This window comes from Arthrobacter ginsengisoli (assembly GCF_031456935.1).
GTDB classification, from domain to species: Bacteria; Actinomycetota; Actinomycetes; order Actinomycetales; family Micrococcaceae; genus Arthrobacter; species Arthrobacter ginsengisoli.
Genome location: NZ_JAVDVQ010000021.1, coordinates 19,042 through 40,535 on the forward strand (window position 1 = coordinate 19,042; position 21,494 = coordinate 40,535).

Genomic DNA, 21,494 nt, shown 5'->3' on the forward strand with positions numbered 1-21,494 from the left:
GCAGAGCCCGTGTCCACAGCGTCGTGGCAGCAGGGAAAGTGGCGGACAGCAGACAGTTGCCGTTCCCGCAATTCCTGGCCGGCGGTCGCGTAACTGTTCGTGCAGAACGCGGCCCTGACCTACAATTCGAATAAGAAAACACTTTGTTGTGCCCATCACACCGGCGCACCGATGCGGGCCAATGTTGTCCCTCCCATACGCACGATCAGGAGGAAGGACGTCTCCCATGACCCAAACCCTGCACAGCCCCAGTTGGTCCGAGCCTCAGCAGGCCGCCATCTCACCTTTCAAGCGCTTCGCGGCGCTCCCCGAAGCGGCCGGGCTCTACAACCCGGAGCAGGAGAAGGACGCCTGCGGCCTCGCCATCATCGCCACGCTGCGGGGGGAGCCGGGTTACGACATCGTTGACGCCGCCCTGACGGCCCTGCGGAACCTCGAGCACCGCGGTGCCGTGGGCGCCGACGAGGGCACCGGCGACGGCGCCGGACTGCTGATGCAGGTCCCGGACGAATTCTTCCGCGCCGTGACCGACTTCGAACTTCCCGCCCCCGGCCAGTTTGTGGTGGGAACGGCGTTCCTTCCGGCCGAGCAGCGCGAATCCGAGGCCGCCAAGGCCGGCATCGAAAGCCTCGCCGCCGACGAGGGCCTGACCGTCCTCGGCTGGCGCGAAGTGCCGATCGTGGCTGACCTCGTCGGGGCTATGGCCCGGGCCTGCATGCCCCACTTCTCCCAGCCGTTCTTTGCCTCCAGCACCGGGGAAGTGCTGGAGCGCAACGAACTCGACTCCCGGGCCTGGCGCATCCGGAAGCGGGCGCAGAACAAGTTCGGCGTCTACTTCCCGTCGTTGTCCTCCCGGACCATCGTCTACAAGGGCATGCTCACCACGGCCCAGCTCGAGCCGTTCTACCCGGACCTGTCGGACAAGCGCTTCAAGACCAAGCTTGCGATCGTCCACTCGCGCTTCTCCACCAACACCTTCCCGTCCTGGCCGCTGGCCCAGCCCTTCCGGACCATCGCCCACAACGGCGAAATCAACACGGTCAAGGGAAACCGGAACTGGATGCGTGCCCGCCAGTCGCAGCTGGCCAACCCGCTGCTGGGGGATGCGCCCGAGGAGCTGTACCCGATCTGCACCCCGGGCGCTTCCGACTCTGCCTCCTTCGACGAGGTCGCGGAATTGCTCTGGCTCTCCGGCCGGCCGATCACGCACTCGATCATGATGATGATCCCCGAAGCCTGGGAAAACCACGCCACGATGGACCCGGCCCGCCGCGCCTTCTACGAGTACCACTCCATGCTGATGGAACCGTGGGACGGCCCCGCCGCCGTTTCCTTCACCGACGGCAACCTCGTCGGCGCCACCCTGGACCGCAACGGTCTGCGCCCCGGCCGGTTCTGGATCACCGAGGACGGCCTGATCATCTTCGCCTCCGAGGTCGGCGTGATCGACGTCGAACCGTCCAAGGTGGTCAAGAAGGGCCGCGTCTCACCCGGCAAGATGTTCCTCGTGGACACCGAAGCCGGCCGGATCGTCAGCGATGACGAGGTCAAGGCAGAAGTGGCGGCCGCCAACCCGTGGGCCGACTGGGTCAAGGAAAACCTGATCGACCTGAAGGACCTGCCCGAGCGCGAGCACGTGGTGCACACCGCCGCGTCCGTCAACATCCGCCAGCGCACCTTCGGCTACACCACCGAGGAACTGAAGATCCTGCTCGGCCCAATGTCCCGCACCGGCGCCGAGCCGCTCGGGGCAATGGGATCGGACACGCCCGTCGCCGTGCTCTCCAAGCGGCCCCGGCTGCTGTTCGACTACTTTGTGCAGTCCTTCGCCCAGGTCACCAACCCGCCGCTGGACGCCATCCGCGAAGAGCTTGTCACCTCGCTGACCTGCGCGATCGGGCCCAACGGCAATCTGCTGGACACCAAGCAGGTCCGCCAGCCGCAGGTTGCGCTGCCGTTCCCGGTGATCAACAACGACCAGCTCGCCAAGATCGCGAACATCGAGAACGCCGACGGCGACAAGGTCGCCATGAAGGTCCGCGGGCTCTACCGCCCGGACGGCGGGGAAAATGCCCTGCGCGCCCGGCTGACCGAAATCTGCGAGCAGGTGTCCGGCGCGATCAACCGCGGTGTGCAGTACGTTGTGCTCTCGGACCGCGACTCGAACGCCCAGTGGGCGCCGATCCCGTCCCTGCTGCTGGTCAGTGCGGTGCACCACCACCTGCTGCGCAGCGCCAACCGCACCAAGACTGCCCTCGTGGTCGAGGCCGGCGACGTCCGCGAGACGCACCATGTGGCCGTGCTGATCGGCTACGGCGCCTCCGCCGTAAACCCGTACCTGGCGATGGAATCCGTGGAGCAGCTCATCTCCACCGGCGACGTCGTCGGCGTCACCGCGCAGGACGGCGTCTACAACCTGATTAAGGGCCTCGGCAAGGGTGTCCTGAAGATCATGTCCAAGATGGGCATCTCCACGGTGGCCTCCTACACCGGGGCCCAGACCTTCGAGGCGCTCGGCCTGGGCCAGGACCTGGTGGACGAGTACTTCTCCGGCACGCACTCCCAGCTCGGCGGCGTCGGCCTTGACGTCATCGCGGCCGAGGTCGCGGCACGCCACCGGATGGCGTACCCGGAGAACGGCATCGAGCAGCCCCACCAGGCGCTCCTCGGCGGCGGTGAGTACCAGTGGCGCCGTGACGGCGAGCCGCACCTGTTCAACCCGGAGACCGTGTTCCGGCTGCAGCACGCCACGCGTGAGCGCCGCTACGACATCTTCAAGTCCTACACCCGCGGTGTTGACGACCAGTCCGAGAACCTGATGACCCTGCGCGGGCTGCTGAAGTTCAAGGCCGGGCTGCGCCCCGCGGTCCCGCTGGAGGAAGTGGAGTCCGTCTCCAGCATCGTCAAGCGGTTCTCCACCGGCGCAATGAGCTACGGCTCCATCTCCAAGGAAGCCCACGAGACCCTCGCGATCGCCATGAACCGGCTGGGCGGCAAGTCCAACACCGGCGAAGGCGGCGAGGACGTCGACCGGCTCCTCGATCCGGCGCGCCGCTCGGCGGTCAAGCAGATCGCCTCCGGCCGTTTCGGCGTGACCAGCCTGTACCTCACCAACGCCGATGACATCCAGATCAAGATGGCGCAGGGTGCCAAGCCCGGCGAGGGCGGGCAGCTGATGGCGCAGAAGGTCTACCCCTGGGTGGCCCGGACCCGGCACTCGACCCCCGGCGTCGGGCTGATCTCCCCGCCTCCGCACCACGACATCTACTCGATCGAGGACCTCGCCCAGCTGATCTACGACGCGAAACGGGCCAACCCCTCGGCCCGGGTGCACGTCAAGTTAGTCTCCGAGGTCGGGATCGGCACGGTGGCCGCCGGCGTCACGAAGGCCAAGGCCGACGTCGTCCTGGTTTCCGGGCACGACGGCGGAACCGGCGCCTCGCCGCTCAACTCGCTGAAGCATGCCGGGGTGCCGTGGGAACTCGGACTCGCCGAAACCCAGCAGACCCTGATGCTCAACGGCCTGCGCGACCGCGTGGTCGTGCAGGTGGACGGCCAGCTCAAAACCGGCCGCGACGTCGTGATCGCCGCGCTGCTCGGCGGCGAGGAGTTCGGTTTCGCCACCGCCCCGCTGGTGGTCTCCGGCTGCATCATGATGCGCGTCTGCCACCTGGACACCTGCCCGGTGGGCGTCGCAACGCAGAACCCCGAGCTGCGCTCCCGGTTCAACGGCAAGCCGGAATTCGTGGTCAACTTCTTCGAATTCCTCGCCGAGGAGGTCCGCGAAATCCTGGCCGAGCTTGGCTTCCGGAGCATCGAGGAAGCGATCGGCCACGCCGAAATGCTCGACACCCGTGAGGCGATCAACCACTGGAAGGCCGAAGGGCTGGACCTGGACCCGATCCTGCACGGACTGGAATTCGACGACGACGCGCCGCTGCGCAACCTCACCGGCCAGAACCATGAGCTGGACAAGCACTTCGACCAGCGCCTGATCGCGATGGCGGCGGAAGCCGTGACGGACCGGACGCCGGTCAAGATCGCCGTCAACGTGATCAACACGGACCGCTCGGTCGGCACGATGCTGGGCCATGTGGTCACCAAAACCTTCAGCACGGACGTGCTGGCCACCGACACCATCGACATCACGCTGACCGGCACCGCCGGCCAGTCGCTCGGGGCGTTCCTGCCGGCCGGCATCACGCTGCGGATGTTTGGTGACTCGAACGACTACGTCGGCAAGGGGCTGTCCGGCGGGCGCATCATTGTCCGGCCGGACCGCACCAACGTGTTCCCGGCCGAGCGCAACGTGATTGCCGGAAACGTGATCGGCTACGGCGCCACGAGCGGCGAGATGTTCCTGCGGGGCCAGGTCGGCGAACGCTTCCTGGTCCGCAACTCCGGCGCCACCGCGGTGGTCGAGGGAATCGGGGACCACGGCTGCGAATACATGACCGGCGGACAGACGCTGATCATCGGGCGCACCGGCCGCAACTTCGGTGCCGGCATGTCCGGCGGCACCGCCTACGTGCTGGATCTGCGGACCGAACGCGTCAACAAGCAGGCCCTGGAGTCCGGCGAGCTGCAGCTGCGCGAACTGGACGCCGAGGACCGTGACATTGTCCATGGACTGCTCGTGAAGCACTCCGAGGAAACCGAGTCGCTGCTCGCGGCACGGTTGCTCGAGAACTTCGACGACACCGCAGCCCGCATAACCAAGGTGCTGCCGCGCGACTACGCGGCCGTCCTGCAAACCCGCCTTGACGCCATCGAAGAGGGCCTTGACCCCGACGGCGAAGAAGTTTGGTCTCGAATCCTGGAGGTGACCGGTGGCTGATCCACGCGGATTTCTTAAAGTACGTCAGCGCGAAACCCAGCCCCGCCGTCCCGTTCCGGTCCGCATCATGGACTGGAAGGAAGTCTATGAAGCCCAGGAGAAGGGTGTCCTGAAGGCCCAGGCCGGCCGCTGCATGGACTGCGGCGTGCCGTTCTGCCACCAGGGCTGCCCGCTGGGCAACCTCATTCCGGAGTGGAATGACCTCATCTGGCGGGACAAGGGCGAGGAAGCGATGGAGCGGCTGCACGCCACCAACAACTTCCCCGAATTCACCGGGCGGCTCTGCCCGGCACCCTGCGAGGCGTCCTGCGTGCTGGGTATCAACCAGCCCGCCGTGACCATCAAGCAGGTTGAGGTCTCCATCGTGGACCAGGCGTTCGAGAACGGCTGGGTCAACCCGCTGCCGCCGGCCCGCCTCAGCGGCAAGACGGTCGCCGTCGTCGGTTCCGGCCCCGCCGGCCTCGCCGTCGCGCAGCAGCTGACCCGCGTCGGGCATACCGTCGCGGTCTATGAGCGCGACGACAAGATCGGCGGCCTGCTGCGGTACGGGATTCCCGATTTCAAGATGGAAAAAGAACACGTGGACCGCCGGCTGGAGCAGATGAAGGCCGAAGGCACCCGCTTCCGCACCGGCGTCGCCGTGGGCACCGACGTGACGTGGGAGCAGCTGCGCCGCCGGTACGACGCCGTTGTGGTCGCCACCGGCGCCACCGTCCCCCGAGACCTGCCGATTCCGGGCCGCGAGCTCGAGGGCGTGCACTTCGCGATGGACTACCTCGTCCCGGCCAACCGGGTCGTGGCGGGGGAGACGGTCGAGAACCAGATCAACGCCGCCGGCAAGCACGTTGTCATCCTCGGCGGCGGCGACACCGGCGCGGACTGCCTCGGCACCGCGCACCGGCACCAGGCTGCCTCCGTCACCACGCTGGCCATCGGCAAGCAGCCGCCGGCGGAGCGCGCCAGCCACCAGCCGTGGCCGACGTTCCCCACCCTGTTCGAAGTGGCCAGCGCCCATGAGGAAGGCGGCGAACGCACCTACCTCGCCTCCACCGTGGAGTTCGTCGGCGAGAACAGCAAACTGACCGGAGTGAAGGTGGCCGAGACCGAATTCGTCGACGGCAAGCGCCTCCCGAAGGCCGGCACCGAGCGGATCATCCCGGCTGACTTGGTCTTCCTGTCGCTGGGCTTCACCGGCCCGGAGCCGGCAGGGATCACCGAGCAGGTCAGTGCCGAATTCGACGGGCGAGGCAACGTGGCCCGCGACGGGTACTACATGACCAACACGGAAGGCATCTTTGTCGCCGGAGACGCCGGCCGCGGCCAGTCGCTCATCGTGTGGGCCATCGCCGAGGGACGCGCCTGCGCTGCCGCGGTGGACAAGTTCCTGATGGGCAGCACCATCCTTCCGGCCCCGGTCGCCCCGACCGACCGGGCGATGGCGATTCTGTAGTCCCACAGGACGACAGGGGTTCACTCTCACTTCAGCTTTATCCATGCAGCAGACCACTAGGGTAGGTATATGAGACGCGCAAAAATCGTGGCCACGTTCGGACCGGCAATCGCAAGCTTCGAGAACACTCTGGCCGTGCTGGAGGCTGGCGTCGACGTGGCCCGGATGAACATGAGCCACGGAGACTACGCTGTGCACGACACGACGTACGAGAACGTCCGCAAGGCCGCCGGGCAGCTCGGCAAGCCCGTCGCCATCATGGCGGACCTGCAGGGCCCGAAGATCCGCCTCGGCCGGTTCGTGGACGGGCCGCACCTGCTGGCCGTCGGTGACACGTTCACCATCACCACCGAGGACGTCCCGGGCACCAAGGACATCTGCTCCACGACGCTCAAGAGCCTCACCGAAGACGTCAACCCCGGCGATGCCCTGCTGATCGACGACGGCAAGGTCGCGCTCCGCGCGATCGACGTCGACGAGGTCAAGGTCGTCGCCCAGGTGATCGTCGGCGGCTGGGTCTCGAACAACAAGGGCATCAACCTGCCCGGCGTTGCCGTCAACGTGCCGGCGCTGAGCGAAAAGGACGAGGACGATCTGCGCTGGGCCATGCGCCGCGGTGTGGATATGGTGGCACTGTCCTTCGTCCGCGACGCCTCAGACATCAAGCGCGTGCACGAGATCATGGACGAAGAAGGCCGCCGCGTGCCGGTGATCGCCAAGATCGAGAAGCCGCAGGCTGTCGAGCAACTTCACGAGATCATCGACGCGTTCGACGCCATCATGGTGGCCCGTGGCGACCTCGGCGTGGAACTTCCCCTCGAGGAAGTGCCGATCGTGCAGAAGCGCGCCGTCGAATTGGCTCGGCGCTGGGCCAAGCCCGTCATCGTGGCAACCCAGGTCCTGGAGTCCATGATCGACAACCCGCGTCCGACGCGCGCCGAGGCCTCCGACTGCGCCAACGCCGTCCTCGACGGCGCCGATGCGGTCATGCTCTCCGGCGAGACCAGTGTGGGCAAGTTCCCGATCGAAACCGTCAAAACGATGGCCCGGATTATCGAATCCACCGAGGTCCATGGCCTGGAGCGCGTCCCCCCGCTGGGCACCAAGCCCAAGACCCGCGGTGGCGCCATCACCCGTGCCGTCGTCGAAATCGCGGACCAGCTGGATGCCAAGTACATCTGTGCCTTCACCCAGTCCGGCGACTCTGCGCGGCGCCTGTCGCGGCTTCGTCCGATCCGGCCGGTCTACGCCTTCACCCCGGTGGAGCACGTCTGGAACCAGCTGGCGCTGACCTGGGGCATCCAGCCGGTACTGGTCCCGATGGTGGGCCACACCGACGAAATGACCGCACAGGTTGACCGCAGCCTGCTGAACATGAACGTCGTCGAGGACGGCGACATGGTGGTCATCGCCGCCGGTTCGCCTCCCGGAAAGGCCGGTTCCACCAACATGCTGAAGGTCCACAGGGTCGGCGACCTGGCGGACGCCGGCAGCCACGGCGGTGCCGAAGTCACCAAGGACAGGCTCGGCCCGTGGCCGGAAAAGAAGAAGCGGAACGGCAAAGTGTAGTTCTGCAGCTTGAAACAAAAAGGGAGGGTCCCCGCCAGCTGGCGGGGACCCTCCCTTTTTGGTCTTTGTTACTTGTTGCCGGGCCGGGTCAGTTGACCTGGTTGATGATGGTCTCGGCGACCTCACGCATGCTGAGGCGGCGGTCCATGGAGGTCTTCTGGATCCAGCGGAACGCCTCCGGCTCCGTCAGGCCCATCTTGGTGGTCAGGAGGCTCTTGGCGCGTTCCACGAGCTTGCGGGTGGCGAACTGCTCCTGCAGGTCGGTCACTTCGCTCTCGAGGGCCTTGATTTCCTCATGGCGGGAGAGCGCGATCTCCAGGGCGGGGATCAGGTCCGCCGGGGTGAAGGGCTTGACCACGTAGGCCATGGCGCCGGCGTCGCGGGCGCGCTCGACGAGTTCCTTCTGGCTGAACGCGGTCAGCAGCACCACGGGGGCGATCCGGGCCTTGACGATCTTCTCGGCGGCGGTGATGCCGTCCATGACGGGCATCTTGACGTCCATCAGGACGAGGTCGGGCTTCAGTTCTTCGGCGAGCTGCACGGCTTTTTCGCCATTGTCCGCTTCGCCGACGACGTCGTAGCCTTCACCCCGCAGGATCTCGATGATGTCGAGCCGGATGAGGGTCTCATCCTCGGCGACAACCACGCGGCGCGCCGGCTTGGACGTGGGGTTTGACTCCGTCTGATCTGACACGGGAACTCCTTGGAAAGGTACGGCGGGAACTAGACCATCTTAGGTTGTCACCGCTGGTGTACTGGGACCGGTTTTCGGGTTCGATGCGGCGTCACTGGCGCGATTCTGGAATTCAGCCTATCTGCATGTAGAGTAATTCCGCGCACTGGAAGCGATCGCGTTGCCCACAGCACTGTGGTTGAGTGATTGTTAGACTGGTGTACTCCGCGCCCGAGTGGCGGAATTGGCAGACGCGCCGCACTCAAAATGCGGTATCGAAAGGTGTGTGGGTTCGAGTCCCACCTCGGGCACGTGTTTTCCCTGTTCAGGGGCTTGTTGGCCTCTGAGTGTGCACAAAGTGTTCACTTATGCGCCCCTTCGGGGGCCTTTTTTGTAGGTGGCCGTGCTGTGGCCGCGTGGCTCCTCCCTTGGGTCGGCTGGTGGATCTGTGTTGTTGACTCTTCATGGCAGGGTGAGGCTGCGGCTACATGACTCTTCTCAAGTAGCGGACGTGCGCAGTTGGCTCGTCCATTCGGCACTACCAACTGAGTCCGATGACTGTCTGCAGGTTGCGGCCCGGTGGACTGTGCCGACCACAATGACACTCCTGGTCAAACTTCGTGCCTGCCCCTCCGTTGCGGCAGGCAGGGCGCTGAGACGTGAGCTCGAGAAGCTTCGGGGGCAAAATTGCCATTCCTACCGTTGTTTCCGACGCCGCCGGGCACGCAAACCTGCCTCCGGAATCGAACCATGAACGCGGATTGGCCGATGACGACCCTTTCGGCCTCGCTCGGATCTACATCATCGCGCTGGCTCCGCCGTCTACCACCAAATGGGATCCCGTGACCCATTTCGCCTCCTCGGAGGCGAGGTAGAGGCCTGCATACGCGACGGCGAGTGGGTCCCCGGGCTTGCCGTCAATCGTTCGCTCTATGATCGGGGCGACCGGTGCGTTCTCGCCGAATTCCTCGAACATCGCGAGTACCGGCGGAGTCGCCATGACACCAGGACTTACGCAATTGACGCGAACGCCGACGGCGACACCCTCGGCCGCAAGCTGACGAGTGAGAGCGATGACGGCCCCTTTCGCGGCAGCATGGGCGGCCTGCGGCAGGGCCCGGGCACCCTGGATCCCGGCTCCAGAACCGATGTTCACGATCGCACCGCCGACGGCGGCAAGGTGCGGCCAGGCGCTTTGGCAGGCATGCCACACCAGGTCCAGCTCGTTCTGGATGGTGAACCGGTAATCCACGTCGCTCATCTGTGCGAACGGCGCGAATTTCGGCATGCTGGCGTTGTTGTAGAGGACGTCGATGCGGCCATGGCGTTCGATTGCGCCGCCGACCCAGCGATCGATGTTTTCCCGGTTGCCCAGGTCCATCGGTGCGCTTGATTCGATCGCGCCTCCGTCGGCCTCCACCAGGCGGACCGTCTCCTCGGCTCCGTCGGCATCGAGGTCGCAACCGACGACCGTGGCGCCCTCGCGGGCGAACAGCCGGGCGGTAACCCGGCCCATTCCGCCCCCGATGCCTGTCAGCAGAACGACTTTTCCTTCCAGACGACCACCAGCCATGGTTCCTTCTCCATTCATCTCGTCCGATGTAGTGAGCCCATGCAACCACAGCGCGCAGGGGACCGGAGGCCGGAGCGGTGCGATGGTGCAGTTCGTGCACACTTCTGTGCAGGGACTGCACCATGGGTCCGCAATCTCCCCACCCCGGCACCAGATGGCGAAGGATGAGCAGCACGTATTATGCACGACACACCGCATCAAAGGAGATGATGAATGATGAGTATCACCCCCGATACGTCGACACGCCCGCTCCCACCCGGCGTCACCGAGTTCGACCTCGAAAAGGCACTCGCGGCGTTCGCCGCCGCGATCGGCGAAGACAAGGTTGCAAGCGACGCCGAGTCGCTGGAAGATTTCCAGGATCCCTTCCAGGTTCCCGGCTCCGCCACGAATCTCCCGTCCGCAGTCGTCAGTCCAATGAGTACCGAGGACGTCCAGGCAGTCGTTCGGATCGCCAACGAGTATCGCATCCCTTTGTGGCCCATCAGCCGCGGCAAGAACAACGGCTACGGGGGAGCCGCGCCCCAGGTGCGCGGCTCCGTGATGCTCTCGTTCCGGAACATGAACCGCGTCCTGGAGATCAACGAGGAGCTCGGCTACGCGATAGTGGAGCCTGGCGTGAGCTGGTACGACCTGCACGAAGCGATCAAGGCCGGCGGACGCAACCTCGTCGCCTCCATCGTGGACATCGGCTGGGGAGGCGTCGTCTCGAACACGCTCGAGCACGGGCTCACCTACATGCCGTACTCGATCGACCAAGCCTCACACTGCGGCTTCGAGGTGGTGCTCCCCAACGGCGACCTCATGCGCACCGGCTCGGGTGCAATGGATAACAACCCGACCTGGCCGCTGTACAAGCGCGGCCTCGGTCCGACGTCGACCGAGATGTTCATGCAGTCGAACTACGGCATTGTCACGAAGATGGGCTACTGGCTGATGCCGAAGCCAGAGGTATACATGCCGCTCTGGCTGCGCGTCTGGGATGAGGCGCAGATGCCCGCCGTAGTCGATGCACTTCGCGAGCTCATGCTGGCCGGCACCATCGATATGCGCCCGCAGCTGTCGAACACCCTGTGCATGGCCTCGATGCTCACCACACGCGCCGAGTGGTACACCGGTGAGGGCCCGATGCCGGAGGAGATCATCGACAAGATCGCCAAGGAGATGGGACTGGGCCGCTGGATGATGCGCTTCGCCCTCTACGGCGACGAACCGGTGGTCGACCACAACTTCGAGAAGCTCAAGGCGCGCTTCCTGCAGATTCCGAGCGTGGACATCATGGGCCAGAAGCACGGGGCAGACGCCTGGGAGACGCTGCCCAACCCGCACGAGCGGGTGCAGATTGGGGTGCCGAGTCAGGATCTCTACAAGATGGCCGGATGGTCAGGCGGGGAGGAGGGCGGCCACGTTGACTTCTCGCCGGTCATCCCGCTCACGTCCCAGCACGCGATCGCCGCACAGAAGCTGATGGCCGAGATGTGCGCCGAGGTGGGCCTTGATTTCCTCGGCGGCATGCTCCCGATCAACGCCAGGTCGACCACGTTCATCAATGTGATCCCTTTCGACACGAAGAACCCGGAGCAGGTCGCCAAGGCCTACGCCCTGGCCAAGCGCATGGTCGCCGAGGCGGGCAAACGCGGGTACGGCGAATACCGCGCGCACCTGTCCTTCATGGACCTTGCGGCCGACCAGTTCGGCTTCAACGACCACGCGCTGCGACGGTTCAACGAGACGATCAAGGACACGCTCGACCCCAATGGGATCATCGCCCCGGGTAAATCCGGGATCTGGGGCACCCGCCTTCGGGAGGCCGGCTTCCCTCAGGTCTGATCGCGCATCACCGGGGAAGACCGCGCCCTAACAAGCGGGCGGGGTCTTCCCCACAGGCTCCGGCAGGTGCCTGGCGTCCCGTGGGGCACAGCCGTGGACCTCGCGGAAGGCTCTGCTGAAGCTTGCCGGATGGCGGTATCCCCACCTCGTCGCGACCGTCGCGATCGTCGTTTCCGGGGAGCGCCTCAACTCGCCCACGGCACCCTCGAACCGGCGTTCGCGGATCCAGGCCGACACTCCCGTGCCGGAGGCTGCAAAGAGCTTGTGGACGTAGCGCGTGGACACGTAGTGGGCCTGCGCAATCCGCTCTGGCCCGAGTTCCGGGTCGTGCAGGTGGTCCATCACGTACCGCTGCATCCGGGCGAGCAGTGCTTCCGGGCGGGAGCGCGGGTCGGAAATCTCCTGCGCGCCGTACATGCTGCCAAGCAAGGGTAGTAGCATCTGTGCAGCGCCTTCCCCATCACGGCCCGAGAGTCCGCCGCCGCTCGTTGCGGTTCGTGCCAGCTGTGCGAGGAACGGGGTTGCCGGCCCAGTGAGCCGTCCCTGGCCCGAGTCCACCCGCGTCGCGGAACGCCGGGCGATGTCCGCGGCCTGCGCCCCTATGAACCATTTCGGAATGCTGAATACGAGCACCTCGAAACCATCGCGGCCCTCAAAAGTGGAAGGCCGCGACGTATCCTGGCACGCAATGTCACCGGGGCGAAGAGCACAGTTGCGATCATCTTGTTCGATATGGATCGTGCCTCTGGTCATCAGATACAGCAAGATGCACTCCGGATCGGCGGCGGCGATCATCCGCTGCGTGCGTGCCACCCGGTGCGCAAGCCCTTGGATGGACTGGACCCTGACCGGCCCGACCTGGCCACTGGCCAAGCGGGCCTCGAAGGAGGGCGCCCCGACCGATTCAACGTGCATGGGGAAGAAGCGTTCGGCGATTCCCGCCGACCAGTAGTCCCGCCGCTCGGCCGGAGGAACCGCCCGGGTATCCAATACGGAAGTCATCGGTCCGCCTCGGATGAGGTTCCGTGCCAGATCTGCGGTGCAGGCAAGCACATGCCGAGTAGGGAAAGGCGCTCCTTGCCGGCAAAAGATGCAGTCATGGCATCTCCTTACAAGATTCGATTCGTTTCGTACTGATTGTAAGGTGGGTCACAATGCAATGCAATGAGGCCGCTTCATCTTGCGTGCGGGCGCAGGTCACCCTTTGGCGGGCAGCCAATCGCACCTGTGCCACGCTGCCGGAGCGTTGAAATCGACGAATTTGATCGCGTACGTTTCGTATTGAATAGCATTGCACGTATGGTTGACCCATGGCAGTCAGAAGTGAAGAAAGTCGACGCTCGATTTTGGAAGCGACCATGAAGTTGCTCGAAGATTCGGGGCCCACCGGTTTTACGGTGCAAAAGCTCTCGATCGAGCGCATTGCCCGCGAGGCCGGCGTCAGCAAGACCACCATCTACAGGTGGTGGTCGAGCAAAGTTGCCGTGGTTATCGATACGTTCTTGGACAACCACGTAGCGCGTACTCCGGTGCGCCAGGACGTTCCCGCGATCGACGCGCTTCGGGAGCACATGGCCTCCCTTGCGGAGGTCTACGCGGGCAATGAGGGGCGGCTCGTGGCACAACTTATCGGTGAGTGCCAGCAGGACGAAGCAGCCATGGCTGAATTCAAGGAACATTTCTGGACGCCGCGCGCGCTGGTCGTCACATCCCTGGTGGAGCGAGCCATAAGCGAGGGGTCGATGCGCAAAGATCTCGATGCCCCGGTCGTCACGGAGCTGCTATATGCCCCCATCTACTTCCGACTGTTGTTCCAATCGGGCCCCCTTGACGCCACGGCCACCGACGCCATCATGCAGGCGGCCCTTGAAGGCCTCGCCGCACGATAGCGGCCTCAAGGCTTCCATAGCTCCGTCCGGGCACGGGCCCTGATGAGCTCGGTGGACAAAGAACTGACTTGACAACCCTTCAGGTCGCAAGGACTCCTCGCGCCTCCACCTGACATCTTCGCAACCGGAATGGCGCACTTCGGTCTTCCGGTCTACGTCTCGGCAAGTTCCAGATGAGATGTGAACCTTGTGCTATACGATACGGATCGTATATATTCGGTAGATGCTGGATGCACCAGCTTGGTCCGCGCCCGTTGCGAACGTGGATAATGCGTCCTGGTCTATGCCGCACTTCCCGGCTCTGGGCCGGCCGGGCACAAAGAAGGGAAACATCATCTTGAACACCGCCATTGCTCCAAATGACGCGGTTGTCGTCGCCTACCGCAGGACACCGATTGGCCGGGCCCGAAAGGGCTCGCTGGCCGGGGAGCGACCCGAAGACCTCGCGCTGGCAGCTATCCGGGGAGCGCTCGCGGCGATTCCGCAGATGGACTCCGCCGAGTTTGCCGATGCCTACGTGGGTTGCGCGGTCCCGCAGGGCGCGCAGGGCGACAATATCGGACGCCGGGTCATGGTGCTGGCGGGAATGGATAGCGTCCCGGCGGTCACCGTGAACCGCTTCTGCGCCTCATCGTTGCAGGCCACCGCGATGGCGGCCCAGGCCGTGCGGGCCGGCGACGGGGAAGCGTTTCTGGTGGCGGGCGTCGAATCGACCAGCTCGACTCCTCCCGTGGTGGAAAACCCGCACCCTGGCTTCGCGGACGCGGCACGGCGTGCCGACGACGTCTTTGAATCCGGTCAGCCGTGGGTCGACCCCCGCGAGTACGGGCAGCTGCCCGACGTGTACCTCTCCATGGGCAAAACCGCCGAGTTCGTGGCACGCGAAACCGGCACCACGCGTCGCGACCAGGACGAATGGGCTCTGGAGTCCCAGCTCCGCGCTGAACGGGCGATCCGCTCCGGGTACTTCGCCCGCGAGATCGCGCCGGTGACCACGGCTGCCGGCACCGTGGTGACTGCCGACGACGGCCCGCGGCCGGGAACAACCTGGGAGGCACTCTCCGGCCTTAGGCCTGTCTTCCACGAGTCCGGAACCGTCACCGCGGGCAACGCCAGTCCGCTCAACGACGGCGCATCTGCCTTGGTTGTCATGAGCGCCAGGCGTGCCGGTGAACTCGGATTGAAGCCGCTGGCCCGCGTCTTGGGCAGTGCCGCCAGCGGCCTTTCACCGGAGATCATGGGACTGGGCCCGGTGGACGCATCCAACCGCCTTCTTGATCGCCTGGGCCTCTCGATTGGTGACATTGACATCGTGGAGTTGAACGAGGCCTTCGCTGCCCAGGTAGTTCCCGTGGTCCGGAAGCTGGGCGCCGATCCCGAGCGGGTCAACCCGTATGGCGGGGCGATCGCCTTGGGCCACCCCTTCGGCGCGACCGGCGCACGGCTGGTCGGAACGCTTATCAACGGATTGCAGACCATCGACGGTGCGCTCGGCCTGGCCACGCTCTGCGTGGGCGGCGGCCAGGGCATGGCGATGGTAGTGGAGAGGCTCGCATGAACCCGGCAACGCTCATTGACGAGCCGGCCCGCTCGATGCTTGCCGCCGACCGCGCCTTGGAAGGCCTTGGCATCCGGGTGCTGCGTGCCAGCGAGGGCCGAGCCACTGCGGTCCTGACGGTTATGCCCGAGATGGCCAACGGGCACGGGATCGCCCATGGAGGGTTGGTCTTCGCGCTGGCCGACACGGCGTTCGCCATGGCCGCAAACACCTTCGGCGCCGGAATCGCGACTGCGGAGGCTTCCATCTCCTACATTTCCCCGGCCCGCATCGCCGAGGAGTTGGTTGCGTCCGCCGAAGTGACCTTTCACGAGGGCCGCCGGATGATTGTGGATGTCAGGGTGCGGGCGGGGGAGCGGACCGTCGCCATCTACCGCGGAACGGGCAGGGCCCTGCGCCCCGCGGACTGAGGCTTCTGAAACAACTGCCGATACAAGACGGCAAGACATATGTGTGTGCCCGGGCTCCGAGTCGGAGCCCGGGCACACACGTATTTGTGCCAAGGTTGCCGCGTCGGCCCCCATGACGGCGGGGGCCGACGCGCGGCAAAGGCGTCAGCTCTTGGAGGCCTTCGAGCCGGCGGTCGCCAGTTTGTCGGCGATGCCCATGAGGACCGGGGACCCGGTCGCGGCGATCAGCAGGCCCTGGATCGGACGCTGAAGCTTCACCGAGACTGGTTCCTTGGCCCCCGCGAGGACCGCTTCGCGTCCCATGGCCGGGTTCTTGTGGCACCTCACCGGCACGTTGAAGATCAGGCGGCGCAGGCAAGAGTTGTCGTGATCACACCACACAATCTCATCCTGTCGTCCCTGGAGGACCTTGTTGGGGAATTCCGGATCGGCCAGCATCTGCCGGGCCAGCATGATTCCGTCCGCGAATCCGGCGGTGATGGCGTCTGCGCACTGTTGTGGGTCGTAGGTGCTGCTGAGAAGCAACGGAACCTCGGGCATGGCGGCGCGGAATGCCTGTGGCTCTCCGTGCTCCAGGATTGCGCCCGAAAAGGAGGTGACGTTGTTGTCCATCGACTCGTAATTCGCATCGCTCAGGGCGATATATCCAATCCCTTCCCTCTCAATGATCGCCGCGACTTCCGCGAAGCCTTCGGGTCCCTGGCCATCGGGAAGGTGGTCGTTCGTACTCATCCTGAGGCCCACCGGATATTCGGGGCCGACTTCGGCCCGGATCGCTCGAATCGTGTCGACGAGGATGCGGGCGCGGTTCGCGGAGCTGCCGCCGTATTCGTCCGTCCTCCAGTTGGTCCGCGGTGAGAGGAAGGAGGAATAGAGGTAGCGCATGTGTGCGCCCAGTTCGATGCCATCGAAGCCGGCCGCCTTGGCACGCCGCACCGCGGCGACGGTTTGCTCCTGGACCTCAAGGATTTCCGCCTTGGTGATCTCCTCCGGCGTCGGGTTCGTTCTGCCGCCGGGAATGTAGAAACCGTGCGGCAGACGGGGTGCGGCCATGCGGACGGGCTTTGGACTCGCAGCCCGCGTGGGCCGTCCCTCGCCGGGCACGCCCATGGCGCCGAAACTGGGGAAGATCTGGGCGAAGATGGGTACATCGTGCTCGTGCACGGCATCGACCATGCGCTTCAGGCCCGGAATGAAATCGTCGCGGTCGAAGCGCATCAGGGGCTGGAATGGTGCTTCCTGGTTTCCGCGTTCGGTGGCCACGCCGCCGCCGATGATCAGCAGCCCCGCGCCACCGCGTGCGCGCGTGGTGAGGAACGCGATCGTCTGGTCGCTGGGATGGCCGTCCTTCGTCGGCTGCAGCACCGCCATGGGGCTAAGCACATAGCGGTTCTTGATGGTCAGGCCGTCGATTTTCCAGGGGCTGGAAAGCACCTCGGCGACGGTGGAGGTCTCGGCGGACATTTGTTCTCCTTGGATTTTCAATGGAATCTGGATGAAGTCATTCATCATTTATCACATTCGAGTCGTGTCGTATCGTATCTCGTTTGTGCCATATTTCATATGGATGGCCCGAAAGGGCTTGGTTCGCGATACCTGTGCGCCCTTCTCTTGGCTTGATCGTCTCGGTGTCACCTCCCGGGATTGCCGCGACGGTTGCAGCGATTTTCGGGCCGCTCGTAAGGCTCGAAAGACGATTGACTTCATGACGCGCGTCACATACGGTGCTATACGAACCGCATCGTTTCGAATGTTGCGCCGATCACCTAGGAGTGCCAATGCCCAGACTTTCCCGAACCCTCACCGCGATCTCCGCACTTTCGGCCGGTGCATTGCTTCTGGCCGGGTGCTCGGTCAGCGGCCCAGCCCCGCAGGAATCGGCCGGAGCCCCCGTGGCATTGGCCGTCGGCGTGACGCCGATTGCCAATGCTGCCCACGTCTACATCGCAAAGCAGCAGGGGTTCTTCGAGGACGAGAATTTGGATGTCACCGCCACGACAATTCAGACCGCGGCCACCGCGATTCCCTCCCTGCTCAACAATGAGCTTCAAATGGCGCTCATGACATCCGTCCCCATCGTGACGGCTGCCTCGAAGGGGCTGCCGATCAGGGTCGTTTCCGGCAGCGACCGCTATCCCCTGGACCCGAAGCATGACACGACCGCGCTGGTCGCGGCACCGGGCAGCGGCGTCGGTTCCGTGAAGGATCTCTCCGGAAAGACGGTGGCCGTGGTCGGCCTCAAATCGGCGCCCGAACTGGCCCTGCGAGTGCTCCTGAAGGACTCCGGCGTCGACCCCGAGCAGGTGAAAGTCGTCGAGATTGCCTACCCGGACATGGTTCCGGCACTTCAGTCCAAGCGGGTGGACGCGGCGTTCGTCGTCGATCCGTTCCTTTCCAAGGCGCGCGCCGCGGGCCTACAGGTGATCGGGCGACCGTTCACCGAGGGGATCGGCGGGATGAGCGCGTTGGAGTGGGTGGCAAGCGATGCGTTCACGAAGTCCAACCCGGACGCCGTCCAGCGATTCACCAAGGCCATGAAGCGTGCCGGGGAGTATGCGAATGAGCATCCCGAGGCAGTGCGCAAGGTCCTCCCGGAATTCACCTCGTTGTCCCCGGAGGCCATTGAGAAGTCCGTGATTCCCACCTATGACACAAGGCTCGGCGTGGAAGACATCCAGGCCTTTGCTGACCTGATGGCCAAGGAAGGATTCATCAATGACGGCTACGACCCGGCAAAGCTCATCTGGACCCCTGCAGGCAACTGAGGCACCGAGCAAGCCCCGGCCGCGGAAGCCCGCGTTACGGCGGGGGACCATGAACCGGCTGTCCCAGCTGGGCGTCATCGTGCTGGCGCTCGGGGCATGGCAGGTGGCCGCGGCCACCGGGCAGCTCGGTGCCGTGCCCACGCCGCGGGTTATCGCCGGCGCGGTGCTGGGGCTTGTCCTGGACGGCTCCGTATTGGGACCCCTCGCCGAGACGCTGGCCAGCTGGTTCATCAGCCTGTTGCTGGCGGTGGTCATCGGCGTGATCATCGGGTTTCCACTCGGCGTGAGCCGAGTGACTTACCGGATGTCGGTGGTCACTCTCGATTTCCTGCGGACCATCCCCGCATTGGTCTTTGTCCCGCTGGTTGTCCTGCTCTACGGTGCGGGACTGCAGAGCACGATACTGCTGGCCTTCTTCGGAGCAGTGTGGGCAATGGTCATGCAAACCATCTACGGCGCGCGCGACCTGGACCCCGTGGCCCGGGACACTTTCCGCTCCTTCGGCGTCCCCCGCTGGGACACGGTGACCCGGCTTCTGCTCCCTACGGCACTGCCGTATATGGCCACAGGGGTCCGGCTGGCTGCAGCGATCTGCCTGCTGATTTCGATCAGTGCGCAGATCGTCATCCCTGCGGGCGGATTCGGGGAACAGATCGTGCTCCACCAACTCAGTGGTGCGCTCCCGGAGATGTTCGCCTACATCATGCTGTGCGGGGTGCTGGGCATGGCCATCGATTCAACGTTCCGCTGGTTCGAACGCAGCGTTTTGGCATGGCATCCGTCGCATCGAAAGGTCAGCTCATGACGCAAAGGATCACACGGTTCCTCCTGCCGGCGATCGTCCCGGCGCTGCTGGTTGCACTGTGGTGGATGGCAAGCGCCGGGAGCACATCGATCTTCTTTCCTCCGCTCGCCAAGATTTGGCAGAGGTTCCATGAGCTGTGGATCTTCGACCTCGTTGGCGAGCACGTGGTGTCCAGTCTCAACTCGGTACTGATCGGCCTCGGCATTTCCATCGTGCTGGGAGTAGGCCTGGGCATCGTGCTCGGGCTGAACGACGCCATCGCCACGGCCGTGGGACCACTGCTCCAGTTCATGCGCTACCTGCCCGCGGTGGCAATGTTGCCGCTGGCCATCCAGCTGATGGGCATCGGTCCCGACATGCGCGTGCTGATAGTGGTGCTGGGGGCCCTGTGGCCGGTGCTGCTCAACACCATCGACGGGGTCAGGGGCGTACACCCCGCGCTGGTTGATGTCGCAAAGTCCAACCGGCTTCGCCCCATCGACTGGGTCTTCCGGGTGGTCGTTCCCAGTGCCTCCCCGCAGATTTTCGCAGGGATCCGGGCGAGCCTCGCGGTTTCGGTCATCCTAATGTTCGCTAGCGAACTGATGGGGGCCTCGCAGGGGATCGGCTATTTCATCTTGGAGACCCAGCGCCAGTTCTCGTTGCCCGAGATGTGGTCAGGCATGATCCTGCTCGGCGTCATCGGCTATCTACTCAATGTCATCCTCTTGCTCGTCGAGCGATTTGCGCTCGTCTGGCACCGCGAATCGCGAAGCTGAAAGCAGGTCCACATGCAATCCATATCGACGCCCATTCTGGAAGCTGACGGGATCGGCAAGTCCTTCGGTGACAACCAGGTCTTGTCCGACGTCACCTTCTCAGTGGCGAAAGGTCAATTCGTCTGCATCGTGGGTCCCTCAGGCACGGGAAAGACCACGCTGCTGCGCGCCTTGTCGGGGCTGGGGCCCGCGAACAGCGGAGAAGTGAGGGTCAACGGGCGCGTAGTTGTAAAGCCACCTGCGGAACTTGCGGTCGTGTTCCAGGACTACAGCAGGTCCCTCATGCCCTGGATGAAGGTGGGCAAGAATGTCGAGCTGCCACTGCGGCGGCTCGGACTCTCGCGCGAGGAACGCCGGAAACGTGTGGAACAAGCGCTGAGCGATGTGGACCTTGGACTTGCCGAGGAGCTGTATCCGTGGCAAATGTCAGGCGGCATGCAACAGCGCGCCGCGATTGCCCGGTCCCTGGCCTATCGCCCCGAGATCCTGATCATGGACGAGCCGTTCGCCTCCGTTGATGCGCAGACCCGGGCGGACCTCGAGGACCTGATGCTCGATATCCGCGACCGTCTAGGAGTGTCGATCGTCCTGGTGACACACGACATCGAGGAAGCGGTGTATCTCGGAGACAAGGTCATCGTCTTATCGGGCCGGCCGGCCTCCGTGGCCGCCTCGGTCGAAATCCCGCTGGGCACCGGCCGCGACCAGATCGAGACCAAGTCCCGTCCGGCGTACCTTGAGCTTCGAGCCGAGATCCACCGGATGATCATGAGGAAGTCCGACACCGTGGCGCCCCAAAGGGCGCCCCGATGACCTCCATGGCGCTGCCTGGTTCTCCTTGAAAAGGTATGGGAACTCGGAGCCGACAGGTTGTTGAAGGCCCGGGCGATTAATTCGCGCCCGGGCCTTTCTTGTATCCAGTCGATGTGCAGGATCGTTGAAATGCCTCGGGGCCATGAGGCTCACTGATTCAATGACGTTCCAGCATGGGGCGCGCAGATGCCGCGCGCACTTCTACCGGCAGCACCATCAGGAAATCGTTAACAACGAGCATCATGTCCTTTGGGCCCCCGCCGCGATCGATGGCGGGGGCCTTGCCTGCTTCGCCACCGATAATTTCGTGGGAAATCCGTTGCAAACAACAGCGGCAGTGGCTATGGTGACACACCTTCGCGGACAAACCGGCAGCCTCCATACCGCCCGGGGTTGGGGGAGCGGTCGGCGAGAATTTGGCTTCGTCGCACACGATCATAAGCAGGTATGCCGCGACGCGGTAGAGGTGGCTGCCTCACGGAATGCAGTGTTGAGGCACCTTGCTCCGGCCGAGGCCCCGGGTTTCGCGGTGCCGCAGCGGCGAAGGACTACTTGGGCGGTTCA

16 protein-coding genes and 1 tRNA gene are annotated in these 21,494 nt (G+C 64.8%); 12 read left to right on the top strand and 5 right to left on the bottom strand.

Annotation, left to right across the window (positions count from 1 at the left end; translation table 11 throughout):
• The first annotated feature begins 226 nt into the window (after positions 1 to 226).
• The 3 genes from gltB to pyk all read left to right on the top strand — a co-directional run bounded on the left by gltB (position 227) and on the right by pyk (position 7,856).
• Positions 227 to 4,837 (top strand): glutamate synthase large subunit, encoded by a 4,611-nt coding sequence (gene gltB, locus J2X01_RS17840; RefSeq protein WP_310060526.1) that lies wholly within the window; start codon positions 227 to 229, stop codon positions 4,835 to 4,837.
• The gene (locus tag J2X01_RS17845; protein WP_310060528.1) at positions 4,830 to 6,287 is read left to right on the top strand and encodes a glutamate synthase subunit beta; all 1,458 of its coding nucleotides are present in this window, start codon (positions 4,830 to 4,832) and stop codon (positions 6,285 to 6,287) included. The genes gltB and J2X01_RS17845 overlap by 8 nt, the downstream gene beginning before the upstream one ends.
• Before the next feature lie 69 nt (positions 6,288 to 6,356).
• Positions 6,357 to 7,856, top strand: coding sequence for a pyruvate kinase (gene pyk, locus J2X01_RS17850; RefSeq protein WP_310060530.1), 1,500 nt, complete (start codon positions 6,357 to 6,359; stop codon positions 7,854 to 7,856).
• Positions 7,857 to 7,944: 88 nt separating this feature from the next.
• On the opposite strand, the gene J2X01_RS17855 is transcribed toward pyk, so the two are convergent.
• The gene (locus J2X01_RS17855) at positions 7,945 to 8,550 is read right to left on the bottom strand and encodes an ANTAR domain-containing response regulator (protein WP_310060534.1); all 606 of its coding nucleotides are present in this window, start codon (positions 8,548 to 8,550) and stop codon (positions 7,945 to 7,947) included.
• Between the two features lie 208 nt (positions 8,551 to 8,758).
• Between J2X01_RS17855 and J2X01_RS17860 the strand changes: the two genes are divergently transcribed.
• Positions 8,759 to 8,840: transfer RNA gene (locus J2X01_RS17860), tRNA-Leu, on the top strand.
• Positions 8,841 to 9,325: 485 nt separating this feature from the next.
• Here J2X01_RS17860 and J2X01_RS17865 read toward each other — a convergent pair.
• The gene (locus J2X01_RS17865) at positions 9,326 to 10,102 is read right to left on the bottom strand and encodes an SDR family NAD(P)-dependent oxidoreductase (RefSeq protein ID WP_310060537.1); all 777 of its coding nucleotides are present in this window, start codon (positions 10,100 to 10,102) and stop codon (positions 9,326 to 9,328) included.
• Between the two features lie 213 nt (positions 10,103 to 10,315).
• Here J2X01_RS17865 and J2X01_RS17870 point away from each other — a divergent pair, with 213 nt between their 5' ends.
• Positions 10,316 to 11,932 (top strand): FAD-binding oxidoreductase, encoded by a 1,617-nt coding sequence (locus tag J2X01_RS17870; protein ID WP_310060540.1) that lies wholly within the window; start codon positions 10,316 to 10,318, stop codon positions 11,930 to 11,932.
• Between the two features lie 27 nt (positions 11,933 to 11,959).
• Here the strand turns inward: J2X01_RS17870 and J2X01_RS17875 are convergent, their stop codons facing one another.
• Positions 11,960 to 12,934, bottom strand: a complete 975-nt coding sequence (locus tag J2X01_RS17875; protein WP_310060541.1) for a helix-turn-helix domain-containing protein — start codon at positions 12,932 to 12,934, stop codon at positions 11,960 to 11,962.
• A 308-nt stretch (positions 12,935 to 13,242) separates the two neighbouring features.
• On the opposite strand from J2X01_RS17875, the gene J2X01_RS17880 reads away from it, so the two are divergent.
• The 3 genes from J2X01_RS17880 (at position 13,243) to J2X01_RS17890 (ending at position 15,789) form a co-directional block, all read left to right on the top strand.
• Positions 13,243 to 13,821 (top strand): TetR/AcrR family transcriptional regulator, encoded by a 579-nt coding sequence (locus tag J2X01_RS17880; RefSeq protein WP_310060544.1) that lies wholly within the window; start codon positions 13,243 to 13,245, stop codon positions 13,819 to 13,821.
• 337 nt (positions 13,822 to 14,158) lie between these two features.
• Positions 14,159 to 15,379, top strand: a complete 1,221-nt coding sequence (locus J2X01_RS17885) for an acetyl-CoA C-acyltransferase (protein WP_310060547.1) — start codon at positions 14,159 to 14,161, stop codon at positions 15,377 to 15,379.
• Positions 15,376 to 15,789 (top strand): hotdog fold thioesterase, encoded by a 414-nt coding sequence (locus J2X01_RS17890; protein WP_310060550.1) that lies wholly within the window; start codon positions 15,376 to 15,378, stop codon positions 15,787 to 15,789. Before J2X01_RS17885 ends, J2X01_RS17890 begins: the two co-directional genes overlap by 4 nt.
• A gap of 144 nt (positions 15,790 to 15,933) precedes the next feature.
• Here J2X01_RS17890 and J2X01_RS17895 read toward each other — a convergent pair whose 3' ends face one another.
• The gene (locus tag J2X01_RS17895) at positions 15,934 to 17,253 is read right to left on the bottom strand and encodes an NADH:flavin oxidoreductase (protein WP_310060552.1); all 1,320 of its coding nucleotides are present in this window, start codon (positions 17,251 to 17,253) and stop codon (positions 15,934 to 15,936) included.
• A gap of 314 nt (positions 17,254 to 17,567) precedes the next feature.
• On the opposite strand from J2X01_RS17895, the gene J2X01_RS17900 reads away from it, so the two are divergent.
• Genes J2X01_RS17900 through J2X01_RS17915 form a run of 4 tightly spaced genes read left to right on the top strand, consistent with a single transcriptional unit; the run spans position 17,568 to position 20,930 of the window.
• Entirely contained in the window at positions 17,568 to 18,554 is a 987-nt protein-coding gene (locus J2X01_RS17900; RefSeq protein WP_310060554.1) for an ABC transporter substrate-binding protein, read from the top strand.
• A gap of 49 nt (positions 18,555 to 18,603) precedes the next feature.
• Positions 18,604 to 19,359, top strand: coding sequence for an ABC transporter permease (locus J2X01_RS17905; protein ID WP_310060555.1), 756 nt, complete (start codon positions 18,604 to 18,606; stop codon positions 19,357 to 19,359).
• Positions 19,356 to 20,117, top strand: coding sequence for an ABC transporter permease (locus J2X01_RS17910; protein WP_310060557.1), 762 nt, complete (start codon positions 19,356 to 19,358; stop codon positions 20,115 to 20,117). Before J2X01_RS17905 ends, J2X01_RS17910 begins: the two co-directional genes overlap by 4 nt.
• Positions 20,118 to 20,129: 12 nt before the next feature.
• The gene (locus J2X01_RS17915; protein WP_310060559.1) at positions 20,130 to 20,930 is read left to right on the top strand and encodes an ABC transporter ATP-binding protein; all 801 of its coding nucleotides are present in this window, start codon (positions 20,130 to 20,132) and stop codon (positions 20,928 to 20,930) included.
• A 157-nt stretch (positions 20,931 to 21,087) separates the two neighbouring features.
• Here J2X01_RS17915 and J2X01_RS17920 read toward each other — a convergent pair whose 3' ends face one another.
• Positions 21,088 to 21,363 carry a hypothetical protein gene (locus tag J2X01_RS17920; protein WP_310060561.1) on the bottom strand — a complete coding sequence of 92 codons (276 nt, stop codon included), beginning with the start codon at positions 21,361 to 21,363 and terminating at the stop codon, positions 21,088 to 21,090.
• Between the last annotated feature and the right edge of the window lie 131 nt (positions 21,364 to 21,494).

Coding starts and splice junctions, on each gene's coding strand:
- J2X01_RS17865 (WP_310060537.1), bottom strand. CDS start 10,102: ATGGCTGGTGGTCGTCTGGAAGGAAAAGTCGTTCTGCTGACAGGCATC.
- J2X01_RS17905 (WP_310060555.1), top strand. CDS start 18,604: ATGAACCGGCTGTCCCAGCTGGGCGTCATCGTGCTGGCGCTCGGGGCA.
- J2X01_RS17900 (WP_310060554.1), top strand. CDS start 17,568: ATGCCCAGACTTTCCCGAACCCTCACCGCGATCTCCGCACTTTCGGCC.
- J2X01_RS17910 (WP_310060557.1), top strand. CDS start 19,356: ATGACGCAAAGGATCACACGGTTCCTCCTGCCGGCGATCGTCCCGGCG.
- pyk (WP_310060530.1), top strand. CDS start 6,357: ATGAGACGCGCAAAAATCGTGGCCACGTTCGGACCGGCAATCGCAAGC.
- J2X01_RS17895 (WP_310060552.1), bottom strand. CDS start 17,253: ATGTCCGCCGAGACCTCCACCGTCGCCGAGGTGCTTTCCAGCCCCTGG.
- J2X01_RS17875 (WP_310060541.1), bottom strand. CDS start 12,934: ATGACTTCCGTATTGGATACCCGGGCGGTTCCTCCGGCCGAGCGGCGG.
- J2X01_RS17880 (WP_310060544.1), top strand. CDS start 13,243: ATGGCAGTCAGAAGTGAAGAAAGTCGACGCTCGATTTTGGAAGCGACC.
- J2X01_RS17890 (WP_310060550.1), top strand. CDS start 15,376: ATGAACCCGGCAACGCTCATTGACGAGCCGGCCCGCTCGATGCTTGCC.
- gltB (WP_310060526.1), top strand. CDS start 227: ATGACCCAAACCCTGCACAGCCCCAGTTGGTCCGAGCCTCAGCAGGCC.
- J2X01_RS17915 (WP_310060559.1), top strand. CDS start 20,130: ATGCAATCCATATCGACGCCCATTCTGGAAGCTGACGGGATCGGCAAG.
- J2X01_RS17870 (WP_310060540.1), top strand. CDS start 10,316: ATGATGAGTATCACCCCCGATACGTCGACACGCCCGCTCCCACCCGGC.